We start from the raw sequence: 24,419 nt of genomic DNA, 5'->3' as shown, positions 1-24,419 counted from the left end.
AGTTGGTTCTGGCATAACAAATGCTCATCAATTTTAAGAAGTGAACGTAAAGTAATTCTAAAATATACAATATTTCACTTTCGGCGATGTAATCTCTAATAAAAGATTTAATAAATTTCATAATATAAATATTTAATTCTAATCATTAAAAATCCTACTTTTTCTTACTTTAATTGTTTCTAAAATATAAAGAAGAATACCTAAACCAAATATTTTTTCAGCATTAGAAATATTATTACCTAATTTAATAATCGGTACATTTAAGCCAAATCTTTTACTCCATTCTAAAGGCATATATCCCCTCTTGCAGTTTATTAATATACGATCATCCATTGTATGAAAAGACGTTTCGAAAAAATCAAATTCCACTTCTATCTCAGAAATTTTTATCTCTTTTTCATTCATCAAAGAACCACGTACCATTCCAAATCCTTGTATCATATTTTCTTTAAACATACCTACACAATTATAATTCGAATCATAAATAGCCCAATCATAATTTTCAACTTCACTTTGAAAATATGCAAGAATTTCTCCATCACTTGCTTCCAATCCAAAAACTTCTTTATTTTTTAAAATAGGTAATGTTGAAGAAATCATCTTTGTTCCTGCTACATATCTTCCATCAGGAGTATATAAACCTAAATGTTTATTATTGCCGGGTAATTCTAACAAAACATAAGTATCAATATCCCAAAATGTTAAATCATTTTTAACTATATTTTTTTCTAGTAAATTTCCTTTTCTTAATTGCCAAAATCCAATACTAAAAAATACAAGAGAAGCTATAATAATTAAGATTACTGGTCCCCAATTAATATTACCCCAAGTATTATACATACCAATTAATCCATAAAGAAAAAGCCCAGTTCCAATTAAACACTTAAACTTCCCTCTTTTTTTATAATACTCAAATAATTCCACGCAAACACCTCTATCAGTTGGTCTTAATATTTCAATTATCCTTCAAATGGTCACATTACCGAAAATTAAAAATTGTACGCTAAGGGTGTAAAAAACTATTATAGCAGGTTTTATAGAGCATATAAGTCTATGTTGATGCTACCCCAATATAGACTTATATTTACCTTGATAATAAAAGAGGACGTGGAGTAACTTGATTATTCTTAATCATTCGACAAGATGCAACAATTTAAGATGGTATTTCTTGCTATGATAAGTAAGGAATTTGCATATCGTGTTATTGGGGGATAAAAAGAGATGTTGAAAAAATTCACTACATGTATTTTAGGTGGCGCTTTAGTATTCAATTTATCTGGTTGCGGCAATACATCCGACAAAACTTCTTCAGAATCTAAAGAAACCAATTCTAAACAAGAAGAAAAGAAAGTGCAAACAACTGATGAGGCGAAAACGAAAGAGAATACAAAGCAGAAAAATACAGAACAAACAAAAGAGAACTCAAAAATAAAAGAAAAAGAGTATGCTGTAAACAAGGATTTTCATACGCCTAAATTTGATGTAACTGTAAAAAGAGTTGTAGAAAGAGATAAGGTTGGTAAAGAAAGTATAGGATTCCAAAAACCTGAAGATGGACATGTCTTTATTGTTGTAGAAGCAGAAGGGAAAAATATCACAAACGAACCGATGAAATTAGCCGTTTTACCATCAGTGAATTTAGTGGATGAAAATGATAATGCTTACCAAAGTGATGTGTTGGCAGCTAGTAGTTATGCGGTTGAAAAAGGCGAGACCTCTACTCTTACTAAGGGATTAAAACCAGGGGAGGTAATGAGAGAAAGTAAAGTTTACGTGATTAATAAAGAAAAATTTGATACAGGAAAATGGTATGTAGTTGTTAACCATGAGCATAAGGAACAAATTAAGTAGTGTTTATTTATTAAGAGGAGATGGCTCCTCTTTTTTGTTATAAGTTAACACAGAATTTCGTTATGAGGGACTGCCTTTTGGTGGTCTTTTTTGCATAAAATCTTGTAAAGCAAGAAAAAGTAGAATATTAATATTCTAATATTCAATAGAAAGATAAAACGTTTAAAAGTTCAGAATAATACTTTATAATATATTTAGTAAAATTAACCAATCTATATTTTGCTCATTATGTATTAAAGGGGAAATGAAAATGGCTGGACAAATTCGTATGTCACCAGAGGAGCTTAAATCAAAAGCGACTCGATATGGACAAGGTGCAAATCAAATTGAGGATATTTTAAGTCAATTACAAAACTTACAAAATGAATTAAGAGGAGAATGGGAAGGTCGTGCTTTCGAAGGTTTTGATCAACAGTTCAATGAATTAAAGCCAAAAGTACAAAACTTTGCACAGCTATTGCAAGAAATTAATATGCAGCTGAATAAAACTGCAGAGGCCGTTGCTTCTCATGATGAAGAATTATCACGTAATTTCGGTTTGAAATAAAAATTGTCATACTCTATATAACAAGCATTTCAAATGAGCCATACAGCTTATATTGTATGGCTCATTTGATTGCATGCCCAGCGAGTGATATTGATAGGGATATATATTTTATGAGATTTCTTTGATGCATTTGGAGAACTTATAGAAAGGGTTTGAAAGAATGGGACAATTTCAAAGTAATTTACAAACAGCAACGCAAATTGCTACGAAAATGGGATCAGCCTCTGATAGGATTCAAAGTGCAACCAGTCGTTCTATAACAAAGGCGACGCGTACAACATTATCTGTTAACTTCAAAGCACAAGAAGCGAATCAGCAAGTTTTAGACTTGACGAAACAATTTTCCGCTGCCTTTCAACAAGCGGTTGATAATATTCATTCGGTATCTAATGAATTTGAGAGAATGGATAACGAACTTCACAACACTTTTCGCTAATGTGACAACCTACGTAAAGTAAAATAGTAGGAGGAAAAAGATGGATCGGGATATTGAAAATCAAATTAAAGAGTTAAATCTAAAGTTACGAAGTGTATTTGAAGAACAGGACCGAAATCAATCTGCGATTCAAGCTCAAGAACAAGCGGAAGCAGATTTTTATGAATGTAGAAGTCGAAATCGTCGTTTGTTTGATCGAATTTTAGGAACTTGGCATGGTGATAGAGAAATGTCTCAGTTTTTTATGAATACATATCAAGATGCACAACATATTGAAAGAAAAGTCACATTTGAATTGGAAAACAAAAAAGAAACGTTGCTTAAAGAAAGACGAGACCTTAATGATTTAGAAAACGACCTTTCCTATCAACAACAACAATTAGCAAGGGAGGTCAATGCATGAGTTTAAATATGTATTTGGGAGAAGTACGAAGCCAAACTCAAAGCATGAATGCTGTATGTACTGCTACCATTCAAGGTATGGAACAAGCGATTCAGTCGATTGACGCTTTTGCAGTTGATACTGTTTTACAGGGGCAAACATATAGTAGTGCAAAATCATTTTTTGTACAAACCTTTCGTCCTTTAGCGCAAGGGATCATTTATTTATGTGAAGAATTGATTCGTCAGAATGATGCTTTTCCAAGTCAATTTCAATCACAGGTAGCTCAGGCAGATGTAATTGAACACGAGATATTAGAACAAATTCGAGAAATTGACCGAATGAAAACAAGTATGGAAGCTGTTAATCAAGCCATGCCAATGCCGGGTATGGATGCCATGGTAAATCTTTTTATTGTTATGAGGCAAAAACTGCAAGAAAAGCTGGATCATTTGTATCAATTCAATCAGACCTCTAGTAATAATTATAGTACAGCACTTCAATTAGCAACTAGTATTGCTACAGGTCTTGCGGAAGTTCAAAGTGGGAAAGGGTTTAATGCCGTTAGTGGTATATTTGATACGCAAGTGTTGAACATGGGATGGGCAATATCTATTCAAAAAATTACAGAAAAGAAAACTCGTGAAGCTAATAAAATAGCACAGGCAGGAACTAAAAAAGATGATAAGGATAACATTAAATATTTTACAGGTAAAGCAGAATGGAAAGATGGAGATCGTGTTGGAGGAGTTTTAGAAGGTTCTGTGATTGATGGTAAGGAGCCTCTTGGTAATAACAGCGAGTGGAACATGAAAGCTTTATCTGGAAAAATAGATGTAAATGTGCCTTTTTCTTTTGATGCTGCTAAAGATGATTTAATGGCTGGAAATATTATTGGAGCAAAAATAGAGGGATCTGCTTTAGAAAACTCCTTTAAAATAACAAAAATAAAGGTTCCAATTACTACTTTTATTGGGCCCATTGGACCTATTAGGTTTACTCCGCAAGAGTTAACCATTACTCAAAAGTTTGGCGAAGCAAACTTTACAACAGGTGTGGATCAATATACATTAAAAATTGCATCGGAACTTACTGCTAACAAATATGAAGCAGAGTTAAATCTTTTTCATATCCCAGATTTCGTTCCATTTATAGGAGACCGTGATGTAATAGCAAAAGGTGAATTAGGATTAGGTACATTCGGTTATAAAGTAAAGCTTGGAGCTGAAACCGGGGGATACTTTGGGGAAGAGTTTGGCCTTGGAGGATTTATTAAATTTGAAAAACCAAAGAAAGAGGAAAGCTGATATGCAAGCATTTAAAGTTGGAAAGTTAGTCACATTCGTTGCAATTATAATACTTCTTGTAGTTGCTATTTTATCTCCTTACAGTTTATTTAAAAAGATTTATTTTATTATCGGGGTTCTTATTATTGGTGCAATTTCACTTGGTGCAAATAAATTTTTTGAACTGTTACATAGTAAATTTAACAAGAAATGATATTACCTATGTGATAGGGGAATTCAAAATATGAATAAATTGTTAAGGATTATTACCAGTGTTGGGGTACTTATTCCCCTTGTAGTAATATGGAATTTACCTGAAGCTTCTTCAAAAGAAAAAATCCTTTTTACAGTCATTCAATTATCTATTGGATTTGCTTTTATAATTATTTTAGAATTTATATTCAGATATAAAAAGAAAAAGGAGAGCAAATAAATGAAACTATTACCTATTGGCTCAGTTGTTAAACTAGAAGGTGTAGAACCAATCATTATGATTATCGGAAGAATGGTTATTTCAGCAGATAAACGTGATTTTGACTATGTAGGTGTTCCTTATCCAGTTGGTTATTTAGGTGATGAAAAAGTATTATGCTTTAATTGCGATAAGATTGTAGAAGAATTACACAGAGGTTACATGACTGAAAATGAATTGATATTACGTGAGAAATTGTTGGAAATATAGTTTTTTATTACAATTGAATTAAATACAAAATGTATTTAGTACATTATCTTTCTCTTCTTTATTGATTCCGATATAAGTCAATGTGATTTGCGGTGTACTGTGATTAAGTATTTCTTGCAACATAGCAACATCTTTTGTTTGTTTATAGAACCAATAGCCGAAGGTTTTGCGCATGGTGTGGGTCCCAATAGATTCTACACTGGCAAAATCTCCGGCTTTTTGCAATTTTCGATAAGCCTGGATCTTATTCATGGGTTGATCTTTTTTTCGAGAAGAGAATAATATTTCACAGAAGGTGTAAAATGGGATGTTGATTTAGATGGTGATGGTGAAGATGATAGTATTAAGGATATGGTGAAAACGGGTGCGAAAAAAACTTGGTCAACAGTAGCAGGGTGGTTTAATTAACATGAAAAAAAATACAGATTTTAATAAAAAAGTTTTTGAATATTATATGGCTCTTTATGCTGTAAATGATATAAGATCGACTATAATTACTCTTGTGATTGGGATAGCAGATATATTTGTGCTTTTACCTGCTTTTGCGAGTCCTGTTCAACCGATATATATGTACATAATAGTTCCACCAGTTGCTTTTTTAAATTTATGGGCAATATGGATTGTTATAAATCCTAGGAAGCGGCAATTACAATACACTCTATTTCGTGGGGTATTTGGTATCGTATGTTCAGTAGGATTATTAGTTATAACCCAAAAGTTTGCATATGGAATGTTAGGATTACAAACTCCCATCTATTTTATTTTTTCGGTTGGTTTGTATATTTTTGCTTTGAATTATTATTATAAAAATCATATTAAAAAACTTCAGGAACCAATCAAAAAATCAAAATCATCGAAAAAAAACTCGGGTTTCGGAGTAGTGGCTTTTATAGGATTGGGTCAACTCGTTGCTAATATCAGTCTTGGTTTTGCAACACAAAAGATGGTAGCAATTGTATTAATGTGTGTATACTCCATGCTTTCGTTTATTTTGTTTCATTTCATTATGGAACTCCATAGGTACTATTATTTAAGGAAGCATATAGAAGATGGGGGTAGAACACATGAAACCTTTTAAAGAGTCTGTATTGAATATTAAGTATATAATCGCGGTTCTCCTATAGCCAGTAAAGACTGCGGAAAAGAAAAGGGAGAAGCAAAATCATAAATATAGAATTATATTTAGATAAAGGAAGGATGGGGAATTATGCAATTTTCTAAAGAAAAGTTTTTACCAAATGGTTCTATTGTTCTATTAAAAGGTGGGACGAAGAAAATTGTGATTTATGGAAGAAAACAAAAACTTATGGTTAAAGAACCTGTGATGTATGACTATATTGGCTGTTTTTATCCAGAAGGATACATTAATCCTGAGTATACATTTGTATTTAATCATGAGGATATTGAAGAAATTATATTTGTAGGTTTTATAGATGAGGAAGAAGAGGCATTTGTAGGATTGCTTAATTGAATGTGATTTAGAAACAGGTGACCTTCAAATTCTGATAAAACTAGCAATCTCCACGCCGAACTTGGACAAATTATAAGCGGGGAAAAGCTGGACACGAAAATGATGAAGAGATTACTATTTTCAAATCATTTGGTTTGGCAGTAGTAGATATTATCGTCGCGAAGTATTTGTATGAGAAAGCGGTGGAGTGCGGGATGGGGAATAGGATTGAGTTTTGAGACTGCCTTTTGGTGGTCTTTTTTGCATAAAATCTTGTAAAGCAAGTAAAAGTAGAATATTCAATAGAAAGATAAAGTGTTTAAAAGTTCGGAATAATATATTATAATGCGTTTGGTGAAATTAACCAATATATATTTTGCTCATTATGTATGAAAGGTGAAATTATAATAGGCGGGTATGTTTATAGATTCCGCGCAGGTGAAGAATCAGGGTTTCCGCAACTTCACCTAACGGTTATGGCGGGGGAGTTTCATTTAAATTTGAGAAGGAATCGAGATAATAGAATGCGAAAATTTTCAAAAATAGTTATATGTGTTGGTGCGTTAATAATGATTATACTGGGCATGATTGTACATGATACATGGAAGGATAGGATTTATTTTTCTTTAGCTGTACTTTTTGTTACCGTACTTTCTTTACTATGGAATATAGTTGCTCATAATATTATGGATAAATTTAAGAAAAAGTAGAATAAATAGCTATGAAACTTTTACCGATTGGAACAGTAGCGGGGTGGTTTAATTAATATGAAAAAAAGTATAGATTTTAATAAGAAAGCTTTTGCACATTATATGGCTCTTTATCCTGTAAATGAAATAAGAGTTCACGTAATTGGTCTTGTCCTTTTGGGGGCAGATGTGTTTGTTCTTTTGCCTGCGTTTGCGAATCCTTTTCAATTACTCTATGTATATATAGTAACTCCTCCAGTTATTTTTTTAAATTTGTGGGCGATATGGATTGCTATTAATCCTCGGAAACGACAGTTACAATACACTCTATTTCGAGGAGTATATGGCGCCATATGTTCAGTCGGATTATTGGTTATAACTCAAAAATATGCTTATGAAGTGTTACAATTACAAACTCCCATCTATTTTATTCTTTCATTTGGTTTGTATGGTTTTGCTTTGTATTATTTTTATAAAAATCATATTGAAAAACTTCAGGAACCAAGAAAAAAATCAAAGTCGTCGAAAGGATCTGGTGGTGTAAAAGTAGCAGCTATTGCAGCGGGATTGGGGCAGTTAATTGCTAATATAATTCTTAGCATTGCAACACAACAGATGGGGGCAATTGTATTTATGTCTGCATGCACAGTGATTTCGTTTGTTTTGTTTTATATGATTATAGAACTCCATAAGTATTATTATTTACGGAAGCATATAGAAGATGGAGGGAAAATACGTATAGGCTTTTAAATGGAAAAAAAGAGCAGCTTCTCTAATGGTGATGAGCTTTCAACAAAGGCTATAGCTGGGAAATTGGATGTGAATATACCCTATGATTGGAAGAGTTTAAAAGAAGATGTATTTGTTAGTAAAGTTATTGGCGTAAAAGGGGCAGCAGGTATTTGAGATAACTCATATAAATTTAAATCCACAATTCCTTTAATGACACCTTTAGGTATTATACAATTAAAAGATAGAGAGGTTACAGTTACTCAAAAAAATTTTTCAGGAGAAGTTATAGCGGGTATTGACGATTACTCCTTAAAAGCAGGATCGGAAGCTTCTACACTTAAGTATGAAGTAGAAGTAAGTATGCTACATTTTTCAGATCAGTTTCCAATTTTTGGAGGTATAGACCTGGAAATTAAAGGTGATTTGGGATTAGGCGCAATAGGTTTGAAAGGTAGCGTTGGAAAAGAAACTGGTATAACGGTTCCTGCTTTAGAGGGTTTTACTGTGGGAAGTAGTTTAAAATTTGAAAAACCTGAGGAGAAAAAATGATATGAAAACTCCATCGTATAAACCATTATATATTTTAGTTTATGTCGTAATATCTGTATCTATTATAGGATTAATGATTACTCCATCCAACAATTTGTGGGAAAAATTGTTAGGAACTATCGTTCTCATTCTTTTGGGTGTAGGTTTAATATGTTTTTTAAAATTCGGACGGTGGGCGCAAGAGAAATTTTATGATAAATTTACAAAAAAACGGGATTAATATAAGACTGGAGTAATTTAAAACGTGGGAGCAACCTTTGATGATATATGGTAGAAAACAGGAAGATTCAAAAACTAAGGAAACTTGGGATTATGTGGCTTGTTATTATCCTATTGGAAATGTTTCAACTGAATATAATATGTTTTTTAACCATGAATACATATCAGAAGTTATTTTTACTGGTTACATAAATGAGGATGAAATTAAGTTGCGTGAAGATTTGAAATAATAATTTGAAATTTATAACTATAATAAAATATATATATCTTAATGGATATAATTTTTTATTATAGTTATTTTTATAAGTTTAATGGTGAAAATTTTATTGGGAATAGAAGGGGTAATGATGGTAAAAATTTTTAAAAATACAATTTTATTTGTTTTGTGTTTAGTAATTCTTAGTGGTTGTTTTACAAGAGAGGGAACTATTGTTGGTGGTAAAGTTCATGGTTCTTCAGATAGTGTATCAGGTAGTATATCTGGAGATTATAGAAAATTTACTGGATCTGCAACTCAAGATAGGAAAGTTAAAAAAGGTGAGAATTGGATTTTTTCTTTTGATGATAAAACTAAACAAGGAACTATAATTGCTTATGTTGTGGATTCAAATGATAATACAATACTAGAGTTTAATAGTGGCGAAGGCGAAAAAAATATTAAAGTGCCTAAGGATGATACATATAAGGTTAAAATTAAAACGGAAGAACATGGTGGGGAATTTCAAATATCATGGAAAAAAGAAAAATAGTTTTTTGATTGAAAAAAGCATCTAAAGAATACAATGTATTTTTTAATCATAATTAAATCGATAGTTTATTTTTTTAAGGTTTTGAAACAGTTGAAGAGTTAGAGTTAAGAAATAAACTAGCAAAATTTTAATGAAAAGGTAGATTAATTATATGTTTTCAGGATTTCAATGGTTTCCTAAAAAATGGGGAAAAAGAAAAGTTTCAGAACAGTTTCATCAATCAAAGTTTGCTGATGAAGGTAAAGGTATTTTGATTACTATTTATGCTATAGATTTGTATTTTATATCTATTCCTTTAAAGGTAAAAAAATATAATTAGTTTTAATCATAAATATATTCTTTATTTGAAGGTTGGGGTAGAACACAGGAAACCTTTTAAAGAGTCTGTATTGAATATTAAGTATATAATCGCGGTTCTCCTATAGTCAGTAAAGACTATGGAAAAGAAAAGAGAGAAGCAACATCATGAATATAGAATTACGTTTAAATAGAGGAAGGATGGGGAATAGGATTAAGTTTTGAGACTGCCTTTTGGCGGTCTTTTTTGCATAAAATCTTGTGAAGCAAGAAAAAGTAGAATATTAATATTTTAATATTCAATAGAAAGATAAAACGTTTAAAAGTTCAGAATAATACTTTATAATATATTTAGTAAAATTAACCAATCTATATTTTGCTCATTATGTATTAAAGGGGAAATGAAAATGGCTGGACAAATTCGTATGTCACCAGAGGAGCTTAAATCGAAAGCAGCTCGATATGGACAAGGTGCAAATCAAATTGAGGACATTTTAAGTCAACTACAAAACTTACAAAATGAATTAAGAGGAGAATGGGAAGGTCGTGCTTTCGAAGGTTTTGATCAACAGTTCAATCAATTAAAGCCAAAAGTACAAAACTTCGCACAGCTATTACAAGAAATTAATATGCAGCTTAATAAAACTGCAGAGGCTGTTGCTTCTCATGATGAAGAATTATCACGTAATTTCGGTTTGAAATAAAAATTGTCATACTCTATATAACAAGTATTTCAAATGAGCCATACAGCTTATATTGTATGGCTCATTTGATTGTGTTGGACACACGTTTAAAAAGAGCGATATTGATAGAGAAATTTCAGATGTTTATTGGGATTTCTTTGACATGTTCTGAAAATTAGAGAAAGGATTTGAGTGATGGGACAATTTCAAAGTAATTTTCAAACGGCACAACAAATTGCTACGCAGATGAGAACAGCTTCGGATATAATCCAGAGTGCAACAAATCGTTCTATAACAAAGGCGACGCGTACAACACTATCTGTTAACTCTAAAGCACAAGAAGCGAATCAACAAATGTTAGATTTTACGAAACAATTTTCCACTGCCTTTCAACAAGCGGTCGATAATATTCATTCAGTAGCCCAAGAGTTTGAGAAAATGGATAACGAACTTCACAATACTTTTCGCTAATGTGACAACCTACGTAAAGGTAAAATGGTAGGAGGAATATGATGAGTCAAGATATTGAAAAACAAATTAATCAAGTAAATCAAAAGTTACGAAGTGTATTTGAAGAACAAGACCGAAATCAATCCGCGATTCACATTCAGGAGCAAGCGGAAGCAGATTTTTATGAATGGAGAGGTCGAAGCCATCGTTTGTTTGATCGAATTTTAGGAACTTGGCATGGTGATAGAGAAATGTCTCAGTTTTTTATGAATACATATCAAGATGCACAACATATTGAAAGAAAAGTCACATTTGAATTGGAAAACAAAAAAGAAACGTTGCTTAAAGAAAGACGAGACCTTAGTAATTTAGAAAACGACCTTTCCTATCAACAACAACAATTAGCAAGGGAGGTCAATGCATGAGTTTAAATATGTATTTAGGAGAAGTACAAAGCCAAACTCAAAGCATGAATGCTGTATGTACTGCTACCATTCAAGGTATGGAACAAGCCATTCAGTCGATTGACACTTTTGCAGTTGATACTGTTTTACAAGGGCAAACATATAGTAGTGCAAAATCATTTTTTGTACAAACCTTTCGTCCTTTAGCGCAAGGAATCATTTGCTTATGTGAAGAGCTAATCCGACAAAACAATGCTTTTCCAAGTCAATTTCAGTCACAGGTAGCTTCAACTGATGTAATTGAACAAGAGATATTAGAACAAATTCGGGAAATTGACCGAATGATAGCAAGTACAGAAGCACTCAATCAAACTATGCCAATCCCAGGTATGGACGCTATGGTAAATCTTTTTACTGTCATGAGGCAAAAACTGCAAGAAAAATTAGAACATCTATATGAATTTAATTATACTTCTAGTAGTAATTATGATACGGTACTCCAACTAGCCGCTAGTATTGCGACGGGTTTGGCGGAAGTTCAAAGTGGAAAAGGCTTTAGTCCTGCAAGTGGTACATTTAGTACACAAGGGTTGAATATGGAATGGACAACTTCAATTCAAGCGATTACAGAAGAGAGGGCACGACAAGCTGCCGATTCAATTGAAGAAGGTGAAATGTGTGGTAAGCTACCTGGAAAATCTACTGGTGAAAAAATTTGGGACGGTATTGTAGATGGTACGGGACAAGCAGTTAGCGATACAATAGACGGAATAAAAGCTTTAGGAGATTGGGAAACATGGGAAAACATGGGGAACGCTGCTTTGCACCCTATTGATACCCTTAGTACCATGTATAATGCATTGTCGGATTCATTTATTAATGATGTAATAAATGGAGATGCAGAAAGTCGGGCAAAGTGGGGAAGTTATGCTTTAACACAAGTTGGATTAGGACTTATTGGTGATAAAGGATTAAGTAAAGCAAGTAAATTAGGGCAAGCGGGTAAAGTGACCAAACTAGCAAAAAATAAGATTCCGCAAGCTATTTCACATATTACAAGTAATTTACAATTGGGAGATCGTTTTGCTCTTGCTGGTGGAAATAGTTTGCGATTTAGATTTGATACGCCTGATTTTAAAAAAGCTGAAGAAAAGCTGTCGACCTATCAGTTTGCTAGAGGTGAAAGTAATTCTGGTGGGAGTAATTTTGTTAATGAAAATCATAGATCTTCACTTTCTAATAGGGAAATTATATCTAATTTACAACATACAGAAAAATTTAGACCAAATACACTCAAACATATCCTAGAGGGTGAAATAAATTGGCGTGGTGACGCAATGGGTTATCATACTGAAGTATTGGAGAATACACCTGGAAAAATAATTAGCGGAACAGAAGAGATATTAAATGATCAAGGCATTTATAAAGCTAGGGTAGAAGTGAATAGAATCCCTAAAACTGGAAATAGAGGATTCTCTACATTTTTCCCTAAAGATTGGAGCCCACAAAAGATTGTAGATAATATAAATGAAGCATATAATAATAGAACGTATGAATTTGGTAACACATATTCTGGAATAGGTTTAGAGGGTATAAGGATTAGCATGTATATAGATGGGAATGGGAAAATTATCTCTGCTTTCCCAGCGGAATAAATTTTATCTTTAGTATAAAGGAGTACAATAGTAATGAAATATCCATATAGCTTTGAAGTACTTACCAATGGAAAACTAGTTATGAGGCTTCCTCAAGAAATTAAACTTATGGAGACTTTTTTAGGCGTTGAAGTTTCTGCGTTTGGAGATTGGATTTTAGAAGAAATACATAGTGTTTTAAATGGGAAAGAAAATTACGTAGTAGTAAATGGAAACATTTGTGGTTTAGAAATTCGGAAAGATACAACTACTGTCCTAGACAATTTGGCTGAAGATGGTAAGGGAGATTTTTGTGAGATAGAAACGATTGAATTAGTAGATTTAATTCATATTTGGCAAGATAAACAAAAAGAATTTAAAAAAGGAAAAAATTGAAATAATAGATAGAGCTGACTTCTATAAGAAGTCAGCTCTATCTATTATTTCATATTTCTCCATTATCTCAGGTTTTAAAGTCTTTTTTCCTAAATAATTATCAGCAATAGTCATTGCAAAAGAATCTAAAGGTATTTAGATATAATGATGGGTGGAGAGATAGTTCACATGAATTTTGGTGTGATCCATTTAGTAGATTAAGAATTCGTTTATAGGAAGAGATTGCTATTGTATCTGATTTTATAGAAAATTTATATGAAGTGGATGAATATATAAAGATTTTAGATGGTGTTGTAGAAGGAAAATATCTCAATTTTGAATTAGAATATAATGATGCAGTAGTAAATTCTAATAGTCCGTGGAAATGGAGAAAAATTAACAGCTCCCCCAAAAGCTATTATTAAGTAGGTTGCTATTGAGAAAGGTTTAATACCTGATGTTCCTATGAAATTAGGTACACAATATCCTAATTTTAAGAAAGGTGATTTAATTATTAAATCGGATGAGTTACCAGAGGAAATGTGGTTGGCAAGTGACAAACAATAATTTAAATGGTTAGATGCCAGGTAAAATGGAATTAGTACCATTTGGAATACATAATAGCATATTTCATAAAGGTGAGCGGAGTGAAGGACATTGGTCTTATAGATCTAAAGGTAGGTAAAGAAATGGAGGAATTAAAATGAAGATTAAAAATGGTAGTGAACTTCAATCACCAAATGATGAATTAATTGAATCATTTGAGGAATATTGTGAGATAAAATTACCAAATGATTTTATAGATTTTTTGAAAAAATATAATGGCTCTATTCCAATTACTAATGTTTTTTTACATGAAAAAAACGAACTTTTAATTGAACGTTTCTTATGTTTGTTGGAGGACCCAGAAGATGATGATGAAAATGGTTGGTATGATATAGAGGTTGTATTATCTGATATCGATACTCGTTTAACGGATGATGAAGATTTAACAGGGATAAATGTTATTCCGTTTGCTGTTTTATTCGCAGGTGATTTTCTTTGTTTAGATTTTAGAGAAAAAGAAATACCATCTGTTGTGGTATGGTATCATGAAGAATCAGAAGAGTTGAATCCGGTAACTAGTGAAGTTGCAGATAATTTTAGTGAGTTTTTAAGTATGTTAAAAGAATAATGTAAGAAAAATAATTAAATTTTATTTATGGGTTTGAATTTGTATTAAAGTTTTTTTGCTTTTAATATTTTAATTGAAAAAGAAGACTAATATTTGCTTTTTAGTCTTCTTTTATTTGCTTTTTAATAGGTTGATATATATTTTTAAAAAGAAATTAAAGGAGAAATGTATCAAGGATATTATCCTTTTCTTCTTTATTGATACCAATGTATTTAAGTGTAATTTGTGGTGTATTATGATTAAGGATTTCTTGCAACATCGCCATATCTTTGTTTATAGAACCAATATCCGAAGGTTTTTAAATTATATATTAATGAATTATGCTTTCTTAGATAAAGTAAATCGAGTTCAGATAAACGAAGAACATAGAATACATAATTTTAACTAGACTTATTATTAGCTAGTGTATCCCCGCCACCAAGCTCCGCCTCAATCTGCGAAGTCTTCGATGACTCATCCATACGCCAATACGTAATAAAGCTGATTGCGATACATCCAGCTACGTAGAAATAGAATAGTGATTCCATTCCGATACTCTTTAGCCATAATGCGATGAACTCAGCTGTTCCGCCGAATATCGCAACTGTTAGTGCATATGGTAAACCTACGCCGAGTGCGCGAATTTCAGTTGGGAAGAGTTCTGCTTTTACAATTGCGTTAATTGATGTGTAACCAGTAACGATAATAAGACCGACCATCATGAGTAAAAATGCTACGATTGGTTCTGTCGTTTTTTCCATGAAGAAGAAGATCGGCGCTGTTAGTAACGTTCCAAGAATACCGAAAGCCATTAATAGTGGGCGGCGTCCAATTTTATCGGATAGTAGCCCCGCAATTGGTTGAAGTACGACGAATATAAGTAGTGCGACAAAGTTAATCCAGCTTACAACTTCTTTCGGAAGACCGACTGTATTTACCATGAACTTTTGTAAATATGTTGTGTACGTATAAAATGCAACAGTGCCTCCTAGTGTTAGACCGACTACTGTTAATACTGCTTTCGGATGTTTCATAAGAGCGCTAATGGTTCCTGCGCTTTCGCGTTTTTGTGATTTTATGCTTGAGAATTGCTCCGATTCATCCATTGTGCGGCGAAGCCATAATACAGCTACTGCACCCATCGCTCCAATAATGAACGGAATGCGCCATCCCCAAGCTTTCATATCTGGTTCGCTTAGTAATTGCTGAAGAACAATTTGAACGCCTAACGCAACCATCTGTCCAGCAACGAGCGTTACATATTGAAAACTTGAATAAAAACCACGGCGACCACTACTAGCCATTTCAGATAAATACGTTGCGGAAGTTCCGTACTCTCCGCCAAGTGATAATCCTTGCAGTAAACGAGCAAGAACTAAAATAATTGGTGCCATAATACCGATACTTTCGTAACTCGGTGTACAGGCAATAATTAAAGAACCACCGGCCATAACCGTAATCGAAAGCGTTAATGCTGCCCGGCGTCCGTGACGATCCGCATAACGTCCCATTAGCAAACTGCCGATAGGGCGCATTAAAAATCCAACTGCGAAAATAGCTGCTGTGTTCAGTAACTGACTCGTTGGATCTCCTTTAGGAAAGAACTCTGCTGAAAAATAAACAGCGAAAGCAGAGTAAACGTACCAGTCGTACCATTCAATTAAATTGCCGACAGAACCTTTGAAAATATTACCGGCGACTCGGTTAGATTTTGCTTGAGCCATACTAATTCCTCCTCTTGCTTATAAATAAAATGATATTTATGAAAGCGCGTTCAATATAGTTGAATTGTACTGTTCATGAATTAAAATCTCAATATTATGGCAATTTTATTCTTTTTGTACTTTATGAACATGGATATTTTTAATAGTTGCTTCATTTTCAGTTTTGTCATAATAATAGAAAAAGGAGATTGATAGTTTTGAATATTTTATCAAAGGATATGAAATATGAAGAAATCACGCAAAGTATCATTACAAACGAAAATAGTAAGCTTAATTATTACGTTAATTTTATTTGTCGTTCTCCTATTAGCGGGAATATTTGTTTACATTCAGTCCGTTGATACGAAGCGCCAAGTGGAGCAGCTAGCACTGCAAACGGCGAAGTCGCTTTCTTTTATGCCAGCTATAAAAGAGGCCTTTCAATATAACGACCATAAAAGTACCATTCAATCTATTGCGGAACAAGTTCGTGAGCAAGCTGGTGCAGATTATGTAATTGTGGAAGATCGCTATGGGTTTATGTATTCCCATTCTAATTCGGAATTGATTGGGACAAAGAGTAACAATCCATATAACTATGAAGCACTCACTTTTGGAGGGTACTATACGCTTGAAGGAAATGGTGTAAGTGGTCCTGCTTTAATGGCAAAGGCACCTATTATTGTTCATAACGGAGACTACGATCAAGTTGTAGGCGTTGTGACAGTAGAGTTTTTAATACAAGGTATTGAATCTAACATATTGAGCAGAACGAAAGAAATTATCCTCTTTTCCTTAGCGGTATTATTAGCCGGAATTGTTGGTGGCATTCTTTTAGCACGTAGCATTCGTAAAGATACACTCGGTTTAGAGCCCAATGAAATCGCAGCGTTATACCGGGAACGAAGTGCGATACTACTATCTATAAAAGAAGGAATCATCGCCATTGATCAAAACGGTTTTATTACGATGATGAACACCTCGGCAGAAGAAATGCTTCATGTAAATGATGATTATATGCAGCAACACATTTCAAAAGTTTTACCGGATTTTAATATGGAAAGAGTGCTAGAAACCGATCAAGAAATCGCATTTCAAGATAAAGTGTTTATTTTAAACATGACACCGATACTTGAAAACAACAGTACGGTAGGAGTTGTATGTAGTTTTAGAGATAAAACAGAACTGCAAAACCTTGTGAACACAATATCTGAGGTGAGAAAGTATTCAGAGGACTTACGTGCTCAAACGCATGAATTTACAAATAAGCTCTTCGTCTTATCCGGCTTATTGCAGTTAGGGCATTACAAAGAAGCAATTGAATTCATTCAGCAAGAATCTACTATTCATCAAAGCCAAAATCATATTTTATTTCATCAAATTCATGATGCGAAAGTACAAGCTATTTTATTAGGAAAACTCGCAACAGCGTCTGAGAAGAAAATTGATTTTCATATTGAAGGAGATAGTGCGCTTCGTCCATTACCAGAACATATAAAAGTGTCGCATCTTATTACGATTCTTGGAAACATAATCGATAATGCATTTGATGCGGTGAGCGAACGAGAGGAAAAGAATGTTTCCTTCTTTGTTACGGATATTGGGCACGATATTGTGTTTGAAGTGATAGATAGCGGGATAGGGATACCGGCAGAAAAAATAACGACCATTTTTCAAAAAGGATTTTCAACGAAAGGAACTGATCGTGGTTACGGACTAGCAAACGTGAAAGAAATGGTAGATCTACTAGAAGGAACAATTGAAATTCAAAACGAGAAAAATGGGGGAGCTATTTTTACAATTTACCTTCCGAAAACATTGAGAGAAAGTACATAACAAACAGGGGGATGGGCATATGTTGAAGGTTGCAATTGCAGAAGATGATTTCCGCGTCGCGCAAATTCAAGAGGAGTTTTTATTAAAAATAAAGGACGTAAAAGTGATTGGAAAAGCATTGGACGCGAAAGAAACGATAGAACTACTACAAAAGGAAGAAATCGATTTGCTTCTATTAGATAATTACTTACCAGATGGAATTGGAACCGACTTATTACCACAAATTCATGCTGACTTTCCAAACGTTGACGTCATTATGGTAACGGCGGCGAATGAAAACTATATGCTAGAAAAAGCAATTCGAAATGGCGTAAGTAACTACCTTATAAAACCGGTCACATTAGAAAAATTCGTTCGCACAATTGAAGACTATAAAAGAAAGAAGCAACTATTACATAGTAATAATGAAGTAAATCAAGCACTCATCGATAACTTCTTCGGCACTTCGCAAATACAAGATATGAAAAACTTACCGACTGGTGTTGATCCGTTAACGCTACAAAAAGTGAAAGGAATTATAAAAGGATTCGAAGAGGGAATTACAATAGAAGAAATGGGAGAACAAATGGGAGCTTCCAGAACAACCGCAAGAAGATATTTAGAATACTTAGTAGCGACCGGCGAATGCACAGTAGAATACACATACGGCATTATCGGACGACCAGAACGAAAGTATCGAATAGGACGAGGACTATGAAAAAACGATTATTACTATATATATGGCTTATGGCAGGAGTAATAGCTGGTTGTTCCTCGGAAAAATCTCAAACGAATACAGTGAACATCGACAAAGTAGAAATCGTTGCGCCAAACGTTCAAGGAGCAGGTTGGGACTTAACTGCACGAGCGATGCAAAAAACGCTGACAGAAGAAAAAATCTTCACAAAACCAATCACAGTCACAAACAAAGTAGGTGGCAGCGGTGATGTCGGATGGAAATATACGAAACAAAAAGGCGGTCACGTACTGGCGATTAACTCAAGCTTACTCATAACGAACAACCTACTAGGCCACAGTAAACTAACATATAAAGACTTCACCCCGCTCGCAACACTCGCATCGGACTGGGAAGTCGTTGTCGTATCAAAAGAATCAAACATAGAAAATGCAAACGAACTCATGGAACAACTAAAACAAGACAAGAAAAACTTCAAAATCGGCGTTGCCCCGGGCCTAGGAAACGACGATCACCTATCCTTCGTACAAGTAAGCAAAGCCTTCGGCATAAACCCTGCCGAACTAGAATTCTTCGTCTATGAGAACAAAGAAAAAATTATAAACGCCCTAACGAACAAACAAATCAACGCCGCAACCATGACCCTATCCGAAGCCGAAAAACAATACAAAGCCGGCAAAATAAAAATCCTAGCCGTATCCGCTCCAAAACGACTAGACCGACTACCAGAAATCCCAACTTGGAAAGAACAAGGCATCGACGTCATCTTCCAGCACTGGAAAGGGATCATGGGCCCGAAAGATATGACGGAGGAAGAGGTTGCTTATTGGGATGGTGTTATTAAGAGGATGGTGGAGAGTGATAGTTGGAAGGGGATTTTGAGGGAGCGGGGTTGGAATTCTTATTATAAGGATAGTGGAGAGACGAGGGGGTTTTTGGAGGAGAGTAGTGGTTGGTATGGGGGAATGGTTGGTGGAGCTAGAGTTGATAAGTAATTTTAGCCACCTGTACTCATGAAATATTGACATCATTCTTAGTATATTTATTTAGAATTTTAAATAGAGATTAGTTGATTCAATAAGTTTTTATATAGATTTTTCCTTTTATAATGATAATTCATTATTATGGTTTCATATTTAAGATAGAAAGGGAAATCTAAAGGGGAGTATAATTGGACTGAATGATAGAACATTAAAGGTATAGGACGGGGGAATTATGATGATACATACTTTAGTAAGGGGACAAAAGATAGACGTCACTAATAATCATCCGGAGATTAGAGGTTTACTGGTAGATTTAACTTGGAATGCCCCGATGAATATGGATGTAGATGCATCAGCTTTTTTAGTAGGGTTTAATGGGAAAATTACTAAAGAAGAAGATTTCGTTTTCTATGGACAACCTTATTCTAGTTGTCGATCTGTTCAATTGAATCAAAATGAAACAAATGGAAGTAAACAAAGATTTTCGATAAATTTTACTCATATAAAAGATGAGGTACAAAAGATTGTATTTTCGATTACAATTCATAATGCGGAAGAGAAGAAACAGGCGTTACGAGATGTTTCCCATATTCAATTGAAAATAAGTAACGCACAATCAGGTTTAGAAATTATTCATTTTCCTATTACATATCCATTTACAGATGAAAGTGCCATTATTGTTGGAGAGCTATATCGACATGGAGGAGGATGGAAGTTCAATCCTATTGGAGCTGGCTATTTTGGTGGGTTAGCTGCATTATGTACAAGTTTTGGAATAGAAATCGCAGATGACGAAAAACAAACAGCTCCTCCTATAGAGAAGAAAATAGTTCCTACTCCGCCTCCAGTACAAAAAGCTATTAATGCAGTGAAGGTTGAATTGAAGAAAAAACAATCTATAAATATACAAAAATCTAAAATGGTAACAGCTACTTTAGAGTGGGAAACAAATAAAGATTTAGACTTATATTGTTTTTACGTAACAACGAATGGAGAGATAGGAAAGGTTTATTATAAAAATCTAGGTTCGTCTAAAGTATCGCCGTATATTGTATTGGACGGTGATTCGCAAGAACCAGGAAAAGAAACAATTCGTATTTATCGACCAGAAGCTTTAAAATATGTTTTATTTGCTGCATATAGTGCTGTCGGAAATGGAATAGGTAGTTTCTATTCTATGAAGGCTAAAGCTGTTGTCGATAATCATATGGGAAGCGTTGTAACAGCACCGTTATTAGAAATAAATGACCATGCTTATTGGGTGTGCATTGCTCATATTGATTTCACCAATTCAAATGAGATGAAAATTTCACACGTAGAAAGTTACTCAAAAGACCATTCAGAGGCTTCACCACTATTGTATGAGAATGGAAAATTCCGAATGGATGTTGGGCAGATTGAATTTAAAAATGAAGAGGATTATCAGAAGTATTTTAAGGGAAAATGAAGAAATAACTGATTTTGCATAGATGGAAGTATTATTAAATATTGTATATAATATGAGTTAATTTTAATGATATATATTAAATGGATTATAGCTAGGTAAGTTTTTATATACTATCTAGATATAATCCATTTTTGTTAATAAGAAAGATAATTATTTATTCGTTTTGTTAATGATTTGGGCGATATAAGAATTATTCAACCAATAACACTGCTTTGTAATATGTTGGCCATCAGGTAAAGTTATTTTATCGGCACCGTTACGGGCTTTTGGTCTAATATGCGCGACACCGTTGAAATTTATTTTTGGTAGGTTATTTGCTTCGACGATTTTGTCACCACGCTTTTTATATTCAATTTGAATACCCTCATGTATTACTTTATTAACTTCTTCCCATAGTTCACGTATTTCTTTTTCTATTGTAGGAGCAGGCATGTTCCAAAGTTTAATACCTTTAAAGTAGAGTTTACGGTTTGGGTTTTCTTTTTTTGTTTGGCTAAATTCAAAAATTACGAATAAAAATTTGGTTTGATAGAAGCGTTCTCGCATTTCGCTTTCTTCCCATGATTCGTTTGTCCATTGATGAAAATCAATCGTTTCAAATGACATGCTTTGTTCAGGTTTTCCGTTTGGTTCTAAACGAATTGTTTTGAATTCTATATTAGCTTTCGCAAACTCTTCAATTTTATCGAGTCGAGTTCCTTTAATACCAAGTAAAGAGCTTACTAATAATGGAACAAAGCTTTTGGTTGTAGGTTTGTAATCAATAGATAATTTTTGAGCGATTTCTTGATCAGTTAAGCCTATGTAATTTTCAAATTTTGAATAAAGGATTTCTTCTAAAGATTTTCCTTTTAGTTCATTTGTTGTTGTAAAACTTATTAGTTCTTCGTTTAGGTGATACCTGCGAACTAGTGCTGTCATATAAGAAGGCTTTAACGAAAAAGCTCTTTGCATTGCTGGAATTTCAGAATACGGTTGTGAGCGAAGTGAATTTTTATTGGAACCCTTAGTGCAAGCTCCTAAATAGTTTGTATCACCTTCAGATAATTCATGTGCTTTGCCGGCACGAATTTTATTTACGATGGTTTTCCAGTCTTGTCTAATTATTTCTAAATCAGCTTCGGGATAGGTGAATAAAAGGCTTTTTGTAATGTGAAAATCTTTACGGTCTACACCAGGTACCCATTCATAGAACATTAATAGTAGCTTTTCGTTTTTCTTCCAAAAGCTTGAGGTTTCAAAGTGTGTATGAACTTCTTCCATATAGTTGATAATATTTAAGACTAGCCGCTCTTTGGCAGATAATGAACCGTTTTTATTTTGTTTAAATGCAGTTACTTTAAGTTCAATACCAAGGTGTTTAAAGTCAGCTTCTGCGTTTGAATTGACTTCATATCCAAAAAAGCTTTCTTCGATTACTTGCCCTAGTCCACCTTTCGATTTAGCATTTGCAAGTCGGTTAGTGGAATCAATTTCACCAAATGTTTTTCCTTCAGCTTCATGTGCTTTTTTCATTAGTTCTTCTATTGTAGTATAGTCCATAATAAACTCCTTTCTGTATCCAGTGCTGCGTTGTATGATTTTAAACAATACATATTAAATTTATGCTATAATAAAAAGCTGTTTCAATTTTATACAAGTAAAATTTATAAGAAGGAAAAGTCAGTTTGTTCTATTAAATAACAGTTATATTGGATTTATTCAAGGCGATTTGTTTCGTTTATACTATTGATATAGTAACGAATTATTTTCTTAACGGTTACAAGTCAAAAAGGAACTGTAAAAATATGATTCCTAAAATGTTATAGTTGATCTTTTCCTCACTTTTTATTATAATGAAGCATAGATAAATAAAATACCGAAAGGATGTTCGTGTATTTATGGTGAAAGTAGTAGAACTTTTCGCGGGAGTAGGAGGTTTTAGATTAGGACTAGAAGCAAACGAAAACTTTGAAGTTCTTTGGGGAAACCAGTGGGAGCCCTCAACTAAAGCACAACATGCATTTAATTGTTATGCAACTCGCTTTGAAAATAAAGGAATACATGTAAATAGAGACATAGCAGAAGCTTGGCCGGAAATACCTGAGCATGATTTATTAGTAGGTGGATTCCCTTGTCAAGACTATTCTGTAGCACGTACTTTATCAAATGAAAAAGGAATACAAGGAAAAAAAGGTGTTCTTTTTTGGGAGATAATGAACATAGTTAATTCTCGCAAGCCAAGATTTGTTTTGTTAGAGAATGTAGATAGATTATTAAAATCACCAGCAAAACAAAGAGGTCGTGATTTTTCTATTATGCTGGCGAGCTTTAGAGACGCAGGATATGTAGTGGAATGGAGAGTTATTAACGCTGCTGATTATGGAAATTCTCAAAGAAGACGAAGAGTATTTATTTTTGCGTATTTAAAAGAATCTCATTTCACATCTGTTCAAAGTAAAATGAAGCCTTTAGAGATATTGTGTGAAAATGGATTCTTCGCTCCGATTTTTAAAGTGCATGAAGCGCCTGAGGAAAACAAAAAAAGAGGGCAATTTGAGTTGCCGGTCGATATTATTGAGGTTTCTGATACATTTAAAGCTGAATACTATAATTCGGGCGTAATGATGGATGGACAAGTATATACGGAAGAATTAGTTCCAGTAACTGAAAGTCCAGAGACTTTAGGTGAAGTTGTTCAAAAAGTATATGATAAATTTGGTCCTGCAGATGAATCATATTATTTGAAAATGGATAAGGTTAACAAAAAGGGAAGAACGGAATTTGAGGAACTTAAGTACCTTAAGGGTCCTAAAAAAGAAGAAAGAGTATCAAAGGCGACGGGGCATAAATATTTCTATTCTGAGGGAGGAATGGCTTTCCCGGATGATTTAAATAAGCCTGGACGTACAATGTTAACAAGTGAAGGAACATGTAATAGGAGTTCACATGTAATCGAAGATCCTTATACAAAAAGACTAAGATATTTAACACCAGTTGAATGTGAATTGTTAAATGGCTTCCCGATGGACTGGACAAATACAGGTATGCCACAAAGAAATAGATACTTTTGTATGGGGAATGCTTTAGTGGTTGACTTGGTGGAACGAATGGGTGAGAGAATTTTAGAAATTAACCAGGAAGAAGAAAAAATGAAAGACTTTGTGCAGTTGAGTTGGTTTTAAAAAATAGAGAAGGGACAGAGTGTATAAATGTACTCTGTTCCT

At 33.6% G+C, this 24,419-nt stretch carries 31 protein-coding genes and 5 pseudogenes; 31 read left to right on the top strand and 5 right to left on the bottom strand.

Annotation, left to right across the window (positions count from 1 at the left end; all coding sequences use genetic code 11):
• Positions 1–138: 138 nt before the first annotated feature.
• Positions 139–924 carry an ABC transporter ATP-binding protein gene (locus tag JDS95_RS12405; protein WP_199690527.1) on the bottom strand — a complete coding sequence of 262 codons (786 nt, stop codon included), beginning with the start codon at positions 922–924 and terminating at the stop codon, positions 139–141.
• A gap of 297 nt (positions 925–1,221) precedes the next feature.
• On the opposite strand from JDS95_RS12405, the gene JDS95_RS12400 reads away from it, so the two are divergent.
• The 8 genes from JDS95_RS12400 to JDS95_RS12365 all read left to right on the top strand — a co-directional run bounded on the left by JDS95_RS12400 (position 1,222) and on the right by JDS95_RS12365 (position 5,184).
• Entirely contained in the window at positions 1,222–1,851 is a 630-nt protein-coding gene (locus tag JDS95_RS12400; protein ID WP_000913410.1) for a hypothetical protein, read from the top strand.
• A 250-nt stretch (positions 1,852–2,101) separates the two neighbouring features.
• A complete protein-coding gene (locus JDS95_RS12395; RefSeq protein WP_000918602.1) occupies positions 2,102–2,398 on the top strand; it encodes a WXG100 family type VII secretion target in 297 nt (98 codons plus the stop codon).
• Positions 2,399–2,558: 160 nt separating this feature from the next.
• The gene (locus tag JDS95_RS12390; RefSeq protein ID WP_000529667.1) at positions 2,559–2,834 is read left to right on the top strand and encodes a TIGR04197 family type VII secretion effector; all 276 of its coding nucleotides are present in this window, start codon (positions 2,559–2,561) and stop codon (positions 2,832–2,834) included.
• A 40-nt stretch (positions 2,835–2,874) separates the two neighbouring features.
• The gene (locus JDS95_RS12385) at positions 2,875–3,237 is read left to right on the top strand and encodes a DUF3958 family protein (RefSeq protein ID WP_085450117.1); all 363 of its coding nucleotides are present in this window, start codon (positions 2,875–2,877) and stop codon (positions 3,235–3,237) included.
• A complete protein-coding gene (locus JDS95_RS12380; protein ID WP_000056152.1) occupies positions 3,234–4,523 on the top strand; it encodes a T7SS effector LXG polymorphic toxin in 1,290 nt (429 codons plus the stop codon). Before JDS95_RS12385 ends, JDS95_RS12380 begins: the two co-directional genes overlap by 4 nt.
• Before the next feature lies 1 nt (position 4,524).
• Positions 4,525–4,716 carry a hypothetical protein gene (locus tag JDS95_RS12375; RefSeq protein WP_001147555.1) on the top strand — a complete coding sequence of 64 codons (192 nt, stop codon included), beginning with the start codon at positions 4,525–4,527 and terminating at the stop codon, positions 4,714–4,716.
• Positions 4,717–4,746: 30 nt separating this feature from the next.
• A complete protein-coding gene (locus tag JDS95_RS12370; protein ID WP_001037836.1) occupies positions 4,747–4,935 on the top strand; it encodes a hypothetical protein in 189 nt (62 codons plus the stop codon).
• Entirely contained in the window at positions 4,936–5,184 is a 249-nt protein-coding gene (locus JDS95_RS12365) for a DUF4176 domain-containing protein (protein WP_000771612.1), read from the top strand.
• An 18-nt stretch (positions 5,185–5,202) separates the two neighbouring features.
• Here JDS95_RS12365 and JDS95_RS12360 read toward each other — a convergent pair.
• A pseudogene (locus JDS95_RS12360) lies at positions 5,203–5,466 on the bottom strand (tyrosine-type recombinase/integrase); the annotation flags it as partial.
• A 127-nt stretch (positions 5,467–5,593) separates the two neighbouring features.
• Here JDS95_RS12360 and JDS95_RS12355 point away from each other — a divergent pair.
• The 18 genes and pseudogenes from JDS95_RS12355 (at position 5,594) to JDS95_RS12285 (ending at position 14,589) form a co-directional block, all read left to right on the top strand.
• A complete protein-coding gene (locus tag JDS95_RS12355; protein ID WP_000742403.1) occupies positions 5,594–6,262 on the top strand; it encodes a hypothetical protein in 669 nt (222 codons plus the stop codon).
• 129 nt (positions 6,263–6,391) lie between these two features.
• Positions 6,392–6,655, top strand: coding sequence for a DUF4176 domain-containing protein (locus tag JDS95_RS12350; RefSeq protein ID WP_001160635.1), 264 nt, complete (start codon positions 6,392–6,394; stop codon positions 6,653–6,655).
• A 36-nt stretch (positions 6,656–6,691) separates the two neighbouring features.
• A pseudogene (locus JDS95_RS12345) lies at positions 6,692–6,873 on the top strand (ornithine cyclodeaminase family protein); the annotation flags it as partial.
• A gap of 528 nt (positions 6,874–7,401) precedes the next feature.
• The gene (locus JDS95_RS12340; RefSeq protein ID WP_000748155.1) at positions 7,402–8,073 is read left to right on the top strand and encodes a hypothetical protein; all 672 of its coding nucleotides are present in this window, start codon (positions 7,402–7,404) and stop codon (positions 8,071–8,073) included.
• Positions 8,074–8,229 (top strand): hypothetical protein, encoded by a 156-nt coding sequence (locus JDS95_RS12335; RefSeq protein WP_000412691.1) that lies wholly within the window; start codon positions 8,074–8,076, stop codon positions 8,227–8,229.
• A 36-nt stretch (positions 8,230–8,265) separates the two neighbouring features.
• Positions 8,266–8,604: a hypothetical protein gene (locus JDS95_RS12330; protein ID WP_085450114.1), complete on the top strand. Its 339-nt coding sequence runs from the start codon at positions 8,266–8,268 to the stop codon at positions 8,602–8,604.
• Between the two features lies 1 nt (position 8,605).
• Positions 8,606–8,824: a hypothetical protein gene (locus tag JDS95_RS31120; RefSeq protein ID WP_000856862.1), complete on the top strand. Its 219-nt coding sequence runs from the start codon at positions 8,606–8,608 to the stop codon at positions 8,822–8,824.
• Positions 8,825–8,840: 16 nt separating this feature from the next.
• Positions 8,841–9,053 (top strand): annotated as a pseudogene (locus JDS95_RS12325) (DUF4176 domain-containing protein); the annotation flags it as partial.
• Between the two features lie 117 nt (positions 9,054–9,170).
• Complete coding sequence (locus JDS95_RS12320) at positions 9,171–9,572, top strand: hypothetical protein (RefSeq protein WP_000238712.1); 402 nt, start codon at positions 9,171–9,173, stop codon at positions 9,570–9,572.
• Positions 9,573–9,723: 151 nt separating this feature from the next.
• Positions 9,724–9,891 carry a hypothetical protein gene (locus JDS95_RS12315; protein ID WP_000490950.1) on the top strand — a complete coding sequence of 56 codons (168 nt, stop codon included), beginning with the start codon at positions 9,724–9,726 and terminating at the stop codon, positions 9,889–9,891.
• A 385-nt stretch (positions 9,892–10,276) separates the two neighbouring features.
• Positions 10,277–10,573, top strand: coding sequence for a WXG100 family type VII secretion target (locus JDS95_RS12310; RefSeq protein ID WP_000918591.1), 297 nt, complete (start codon positions 10,277–10,279; stop codon positions 10,571–10,573).
• Positions 10,574–10,747: 174 nt separating this feature from the next.
• On the top strand, positions 10,748–11,023 hold the full coding sequence (locus JDS95_RS12305; RefSeq protein WP_000529651.1) for a TIGR04197 family type VII secretion effector: 276 nt from the start codon (positions 10,748–10,750) through the stop codon (positions 11,021–11,023).
• Positions 11,024–11,064: 41 nt separating this feature from the next.
• Positions 11,065–11,427: a DUF3958 family protein gene (locus JDS95_RS12300; RefSeq protein WP_000076124.1), complete on the top strand. Its 363-nt coding sequence runs from the start codon at positions 11,065–11,067 to the stop codon at positions 11,425–11,427.
• Positions 11,424–13,061: a ribonuclease gene (locus JDS95_RS12295; protein ID WP_085450113.1), complete on the top strand. Its 1,638-nt coding sequence runs from the start codon at positions 11,424–11,426 to the stop codon at positions 13,059–13,061. The genes JDS95_RS12300 and JDS95_RS12295 overlap by 4 nt, the downstream gene beginning before the upstream one ends.
• Before the next feature lie 33 nt (positions 13,062–13,094).
• Positions 13,095–13,436, top strand: a complete 342-nt coding sequence (locus JDS95_RS12290; RefSeq protein ID WP_000877045.1) for a type II toxin-antitoxin system toxin — start codon at positions 13,095–13,097, stop codon at positions 13,434–13,436.
• A 113-nt stretch (positions 13,437–13,549) separates the two neighbouring features.
• Positions 13,550–13,780, top strand: a pseudogene (locus tag JDS95_RS31115) (hypothetical protein); the annotation flags it as partial.
• Positions 13,781–13,995: 215 nt separating this feature from the next.
• Positions 13,996–14,100, top strand: a complete 105-nt coding sequence (locus JDS95_RS32000) for an HNH endonuclease (protein WP_368073510.1) — start codon at positions 13,996–13,998, stop codon at positions 14,098–14,100.
• An 18-nt stretch (positions 14,101–14,118) separates the two neighbouring features.
• A complete protein-coding gene (locus JDS95_RS12285) occupies positions 14,119–14,589 on the top strand; it encodes an SMI1/KNR4 family protein (protein WP_000694779.1) in 471 nt (156 codons plus the stop codon).
• 154 nt (positions 14,590–14,743) lie between these two features.
• Here the strand turns inward: JDS95_RS12285 and JDS95_RS12280 are convergent.
• Together JDS95_RS12280 and JDS95_RS12275 are read right to left on the bottom strand one after the other, a co-directional pair.
• Positions 14,744–14,885, bottom strand: a pseudogene (locus JDS95_RS12280) (tyrosine-type recombinase/integrase); the annotation flags it as partial.
• Between the two features lie 84 nt (positions 14,886–14,969).
• Positions 14,970–16,292: an MFS transporter gene (locus JDS95_RS12275; protein ID WP_085450111.1), complete on the bottom strand. Its 1,323-nt coding sequence runs from the start codon at positions 16,290–16,292 to the stop codon at positions 14,970–14,972.
• Positions 16,293–16,517: 225 nt separating this feature from the next.
• On the opposite strand from JDS95_RS12275, the gene JDS95_RS12270 reads away from it, so the two are divergent.
• From JDS95_RS12270 to JDS95_RS12255, 4 genes are all read left to right on the top strand, one after another.
• Complete coding sequence (locus JDS95_RS12270; protein WP_085450110.1) at positions 16,518–18,107, top strand: ATP-binding protein; 1,590 nt, start codon at positions 16,518–16,520, stop codon at positions 18,105–18,107.
• A 19-nt stretch (positions 18,108–18,126) separates the two neighbouring features.
• Positions 18,127–18,804 carry a response regulator gene (locus JDS95_RS12265; protein ID WP_000921501.1) on the top strand — a complete coding sequence of 226 codons (678 nt, stop codon included), beginning with the start codon at positions 18,127–18,129 and terminating at the stop codon, positions 18,802–18,804.
• On the top strand, positions 18,801–19,778 hold the full coding sequence (locus JDS95_RS12260; protein ID WP_085450109.1) for a tripartite tricarboxylate transporter substrate binding protein: 978 nt from the start codon (positions 18,801–18,803) through the stop codon (positions 19,776–19,778). The genes JDS95_RS12265 and JDS95_RS12260 overlap by 4 nt, the downstream gene beginning before the upstream one ends.
• Before the next feature lie 223 nt (positions 19,779–20,001).
• Positions 20,002–21,213: a TerD family protein gene (locus tag JDS95_RS12255; protein WP_142389004.1), complete on the top strand. Its 1,212-nt coding sequence runs from the start codon at positions 20,002–20,004 to the stop codon at positions 21,211–21,213.
• Between the two features lie 150 nt (positions 21,214–21,363).
• On the opposite strand, the gene JDS95_RS12250 is transcribed toward JDS95_RS12255, so the two are convergent.
• Positions 21,364–22,755 carry a Sau3AI family type II restriction endonuclease gene (locus JDS95_RS12250; RefSeq protein ID WP_085450107.1) on the bottom strand — a complete coding sequence of 464 codons (1,392 nt, stop codon included), beginning with the start codon at positions 22,753–22,755 and terminating at the stop codon, positions 21,364–21,366.
• Between the two features lie 338 nt (positions 22,756–23,093).
• Here JDS95_RS12250 and dcm point away from each other — a divergent pair, with 338 nt between their 5' ends.
• Positions 23,094–24,377 (top strand): DNA (cytosine-5-)-methyltransferase, encoded by a 1,284-nt coding sequence (gene dcm, locus JDS95_RS12245; RefSeq protein WP_085450106.1) that lies wholly within the window; start codon positions 23,094–23,096, stop codon positions 24,375–24,377.
• Positions 24,378–24,419: the final 42 nt, after the last annotated feature.

Origin of the sequence: Bacillus cereus group sp. N24 (assembly GCF_016483345.1) — a bacterium.
GTDB lineage: Bacteria > Bacillota > Bacilli > Bacillales > Bacillaceae_G > Bacillus_A > Bacillus_A toyonensis.
The sequence above is the reverse complement of the archived record's forward strand: the minus strand, read 5'-3'. Positions and strand labels throughout refer to the sequence as shown.

Bases quoted from the DNA above. Each gene is read 5' to 3' on its own strand.
- dcm (WP_085450106.1), top strand. From the start codon at position 23,094: ATGGTGAAAGTAGTAGAACTTTTCGCGGGAGTAGGAGGTTTTAGATTA.
- JDS95_RS12315 (WP_000490950.1), top strand. From the start codon at position 9,724: ATGTTTTCAGGATTTCAATGGTTTCCTAAAAAATGGGGAAAAAGAAAA.
- JDS95_RS12355 (WP_000742403.1), top strand. From the start codon at position 5,594: ATGAAAAAAAATACAGATTTTAATAAAAAAGTTTTTGAATATTATATG.
- JDS95_RS12290 (WP_000877045.1), top strand. From the start codon at position 13,095: ATGAAATATCCATATAGCTTTGAAGTACTTACCAATGGAAAACTAGTT.
- JDS95_RS12300 (WP_000076124.1), top strand. From the start codon at position 11,065: ATGAGTCAAGATATTGAAAAACAAATTAATCAAGTAAATCAAAAGTTA.
- JDS95_RS12310 (WP_000918591.1), top strand. From the start codon at position 10,277: ATGGCTGGACAAATTCGTATGTCACCAGAGGAGCTTAAATCGAAAGCA.
- JDS95_RS12250 (WP_085450107.1), bottom strand. From the start codon at position 22,755: ATGGACTATACTACAATAGAAGAACTAATGAAAAAAGCACATGAAGCT.
- JDS95_RS12335 (WP_000412691.1), top strand. From the start codon at position 8,074: ATGGAAAAAAAGAGCAGCTTCTCTAATGGTGATGAGCTTTCAACAAAG.
- JDS95_RS12395 (WP_000918602.1), top strand. From the start codon at position 2,102: ATGGCTGGACAAATTCGTATGTCACCAGAGGAGCTTAAATCAAAAGCG.
- JDS95_RS12295 (WP_085450113.1), top strand. From the start codon at position 11,424: ATGAGTTTAAATATGTATTTAGGAGAAGTACAAAGCCAAACTCAAAGC.
- JDS95_RS12270 (WP_085450110.1), top strand. From the start codon at position 16,518: ATGAAGAAATCACGCAAAGTATCATTACAAACGAAAATAGTAAGCTTA.
- JDS95_RS12320 (WP_000238712.1), top strand. From the start codon at position 9,171: ATGGTAAAAATTTTTAAAAATACAATTTTATTTGTTTTGTGTTTAGTA.
- JDS95_RS12285 (WP_000694779.1), top strand. From the start codon at position 14,119: ATGAAGATTAAAAATGGTAGTGAACTTCAATCACCAAATGATGAATTA.
- JDS95_RS12350 (WP_001160635.1), top strand. From the start codon at position 6,392: ATGCAATTTTCTAAAGAAAAGTTTTTACCAAATGGTTCTATTGTTCTA.
- JDS95_RS12370 (WP_001037836.1), top strand. From the start codon at position 4,747: ATGAATAAATTGTTAAGGATTATTACCAGTGTTGGGGTACTTATTCCC.
- JDS95_RS12265 (WP_000921501.1), top strand. From the start codon at position 18,127: ATGTTGAAGGTTGCAATTGCAGAAGATGATTTCCGCGTCGCGCAAATT.
- JDS95_RS12305 (WP_000529651.1), top strand. From the start codon at position 10,748: ATGGGACAATTTCAAAGTAATTTTCAAACGGCACAACAAATTGCTACG.
- JDS95_RS12390 (WP_000529667.1), top strand. From the start codon at position 2,559: ATGGGACAATTTCAAAGTAATTTACAAACAGCAACGCAAATTGCTACG.
- JDS95_RS12380 (WP_000056152.1), top strand. From the start codon at position 3,234: ATGAGTTTAAATATGTATTTGGGAGAAGTACGAAGCCAAACTCAAAGC.
- JDS95_RS12365 (WP_000771612.1), top strand. From the start codon at position 4,936: ATGAAACTATTACCTATTGGCTCAGTTGTTAAACTAGAAGGTGTAGAA.
- JDS95_RS12375 (WP_001147555.1), top strand. From the start codon at position 4,525: ATGCAAGCATTTAAAGTTGGAAAGTTAGTCACATTCGTTGCAATTATA.
- JDS95_RS12400 (WP_000913410.1), top strand. From the start codon at position 1,222: ATGTTGAAAAAATTCACTACATGTATTTTAGGTGGCGCTTTAGTATTC.
- JDS95_RS12255 (WP_142389004.1), top strand. From the start codon at position 20,002: ATGATACATACTTTAGTAAGGGGACAAAAGATAGACGTCACTAATAAT.
- JDS95_RS12260 (WP_085450109.1), top strand. From the start codon at position 18,801: ATGAAAAAACGATTATTACTATATATATGGCTTATGGCAGGAGTAATA.
- JDS95_RS32000 (WP_368073510.1), top strand. From the start codon at position 13,996: ATGCCAGGTAAAATGGAATTAGTACCATTTGGAATACATAATAGCATA.
- JDS95_RS12385 (WP_085450117.1), top strand. From the start codon at position 2,875: ATGGATCGGGATATTGAAAATCAAATTAAAGAGTTAAATCTAAAGTTA.
- JDS95_RS12330 (WP_085450114.1), top strand. From the start codon at position 8,266: ATGACACCTTTAGGTATTATACAATTAAAAGATAGAGAGGTTACAGTT.
- JDS95_RS12340 (WP_000748155.1), top strand. From the start codon at position 7,402: ATGAAAAAAAGTATAGATTTTAATAAGAAAGCTTTTGCACATTATATG.
- JDS95_RS12275 (WP_085450111.1), bottom strand. From the start codon at position 16,292: ATGGCTCAAGCAAAATCTAACCGAGTCGCCGGTAATATTTTCAAAGGT.
- JDS95_RS31120 (WP_000856862.1), top strand. From the start codon at position 8,606: ATGAAAACTCCATCGTATAAACCATTATATATTTTAGTTTATGTCGTA.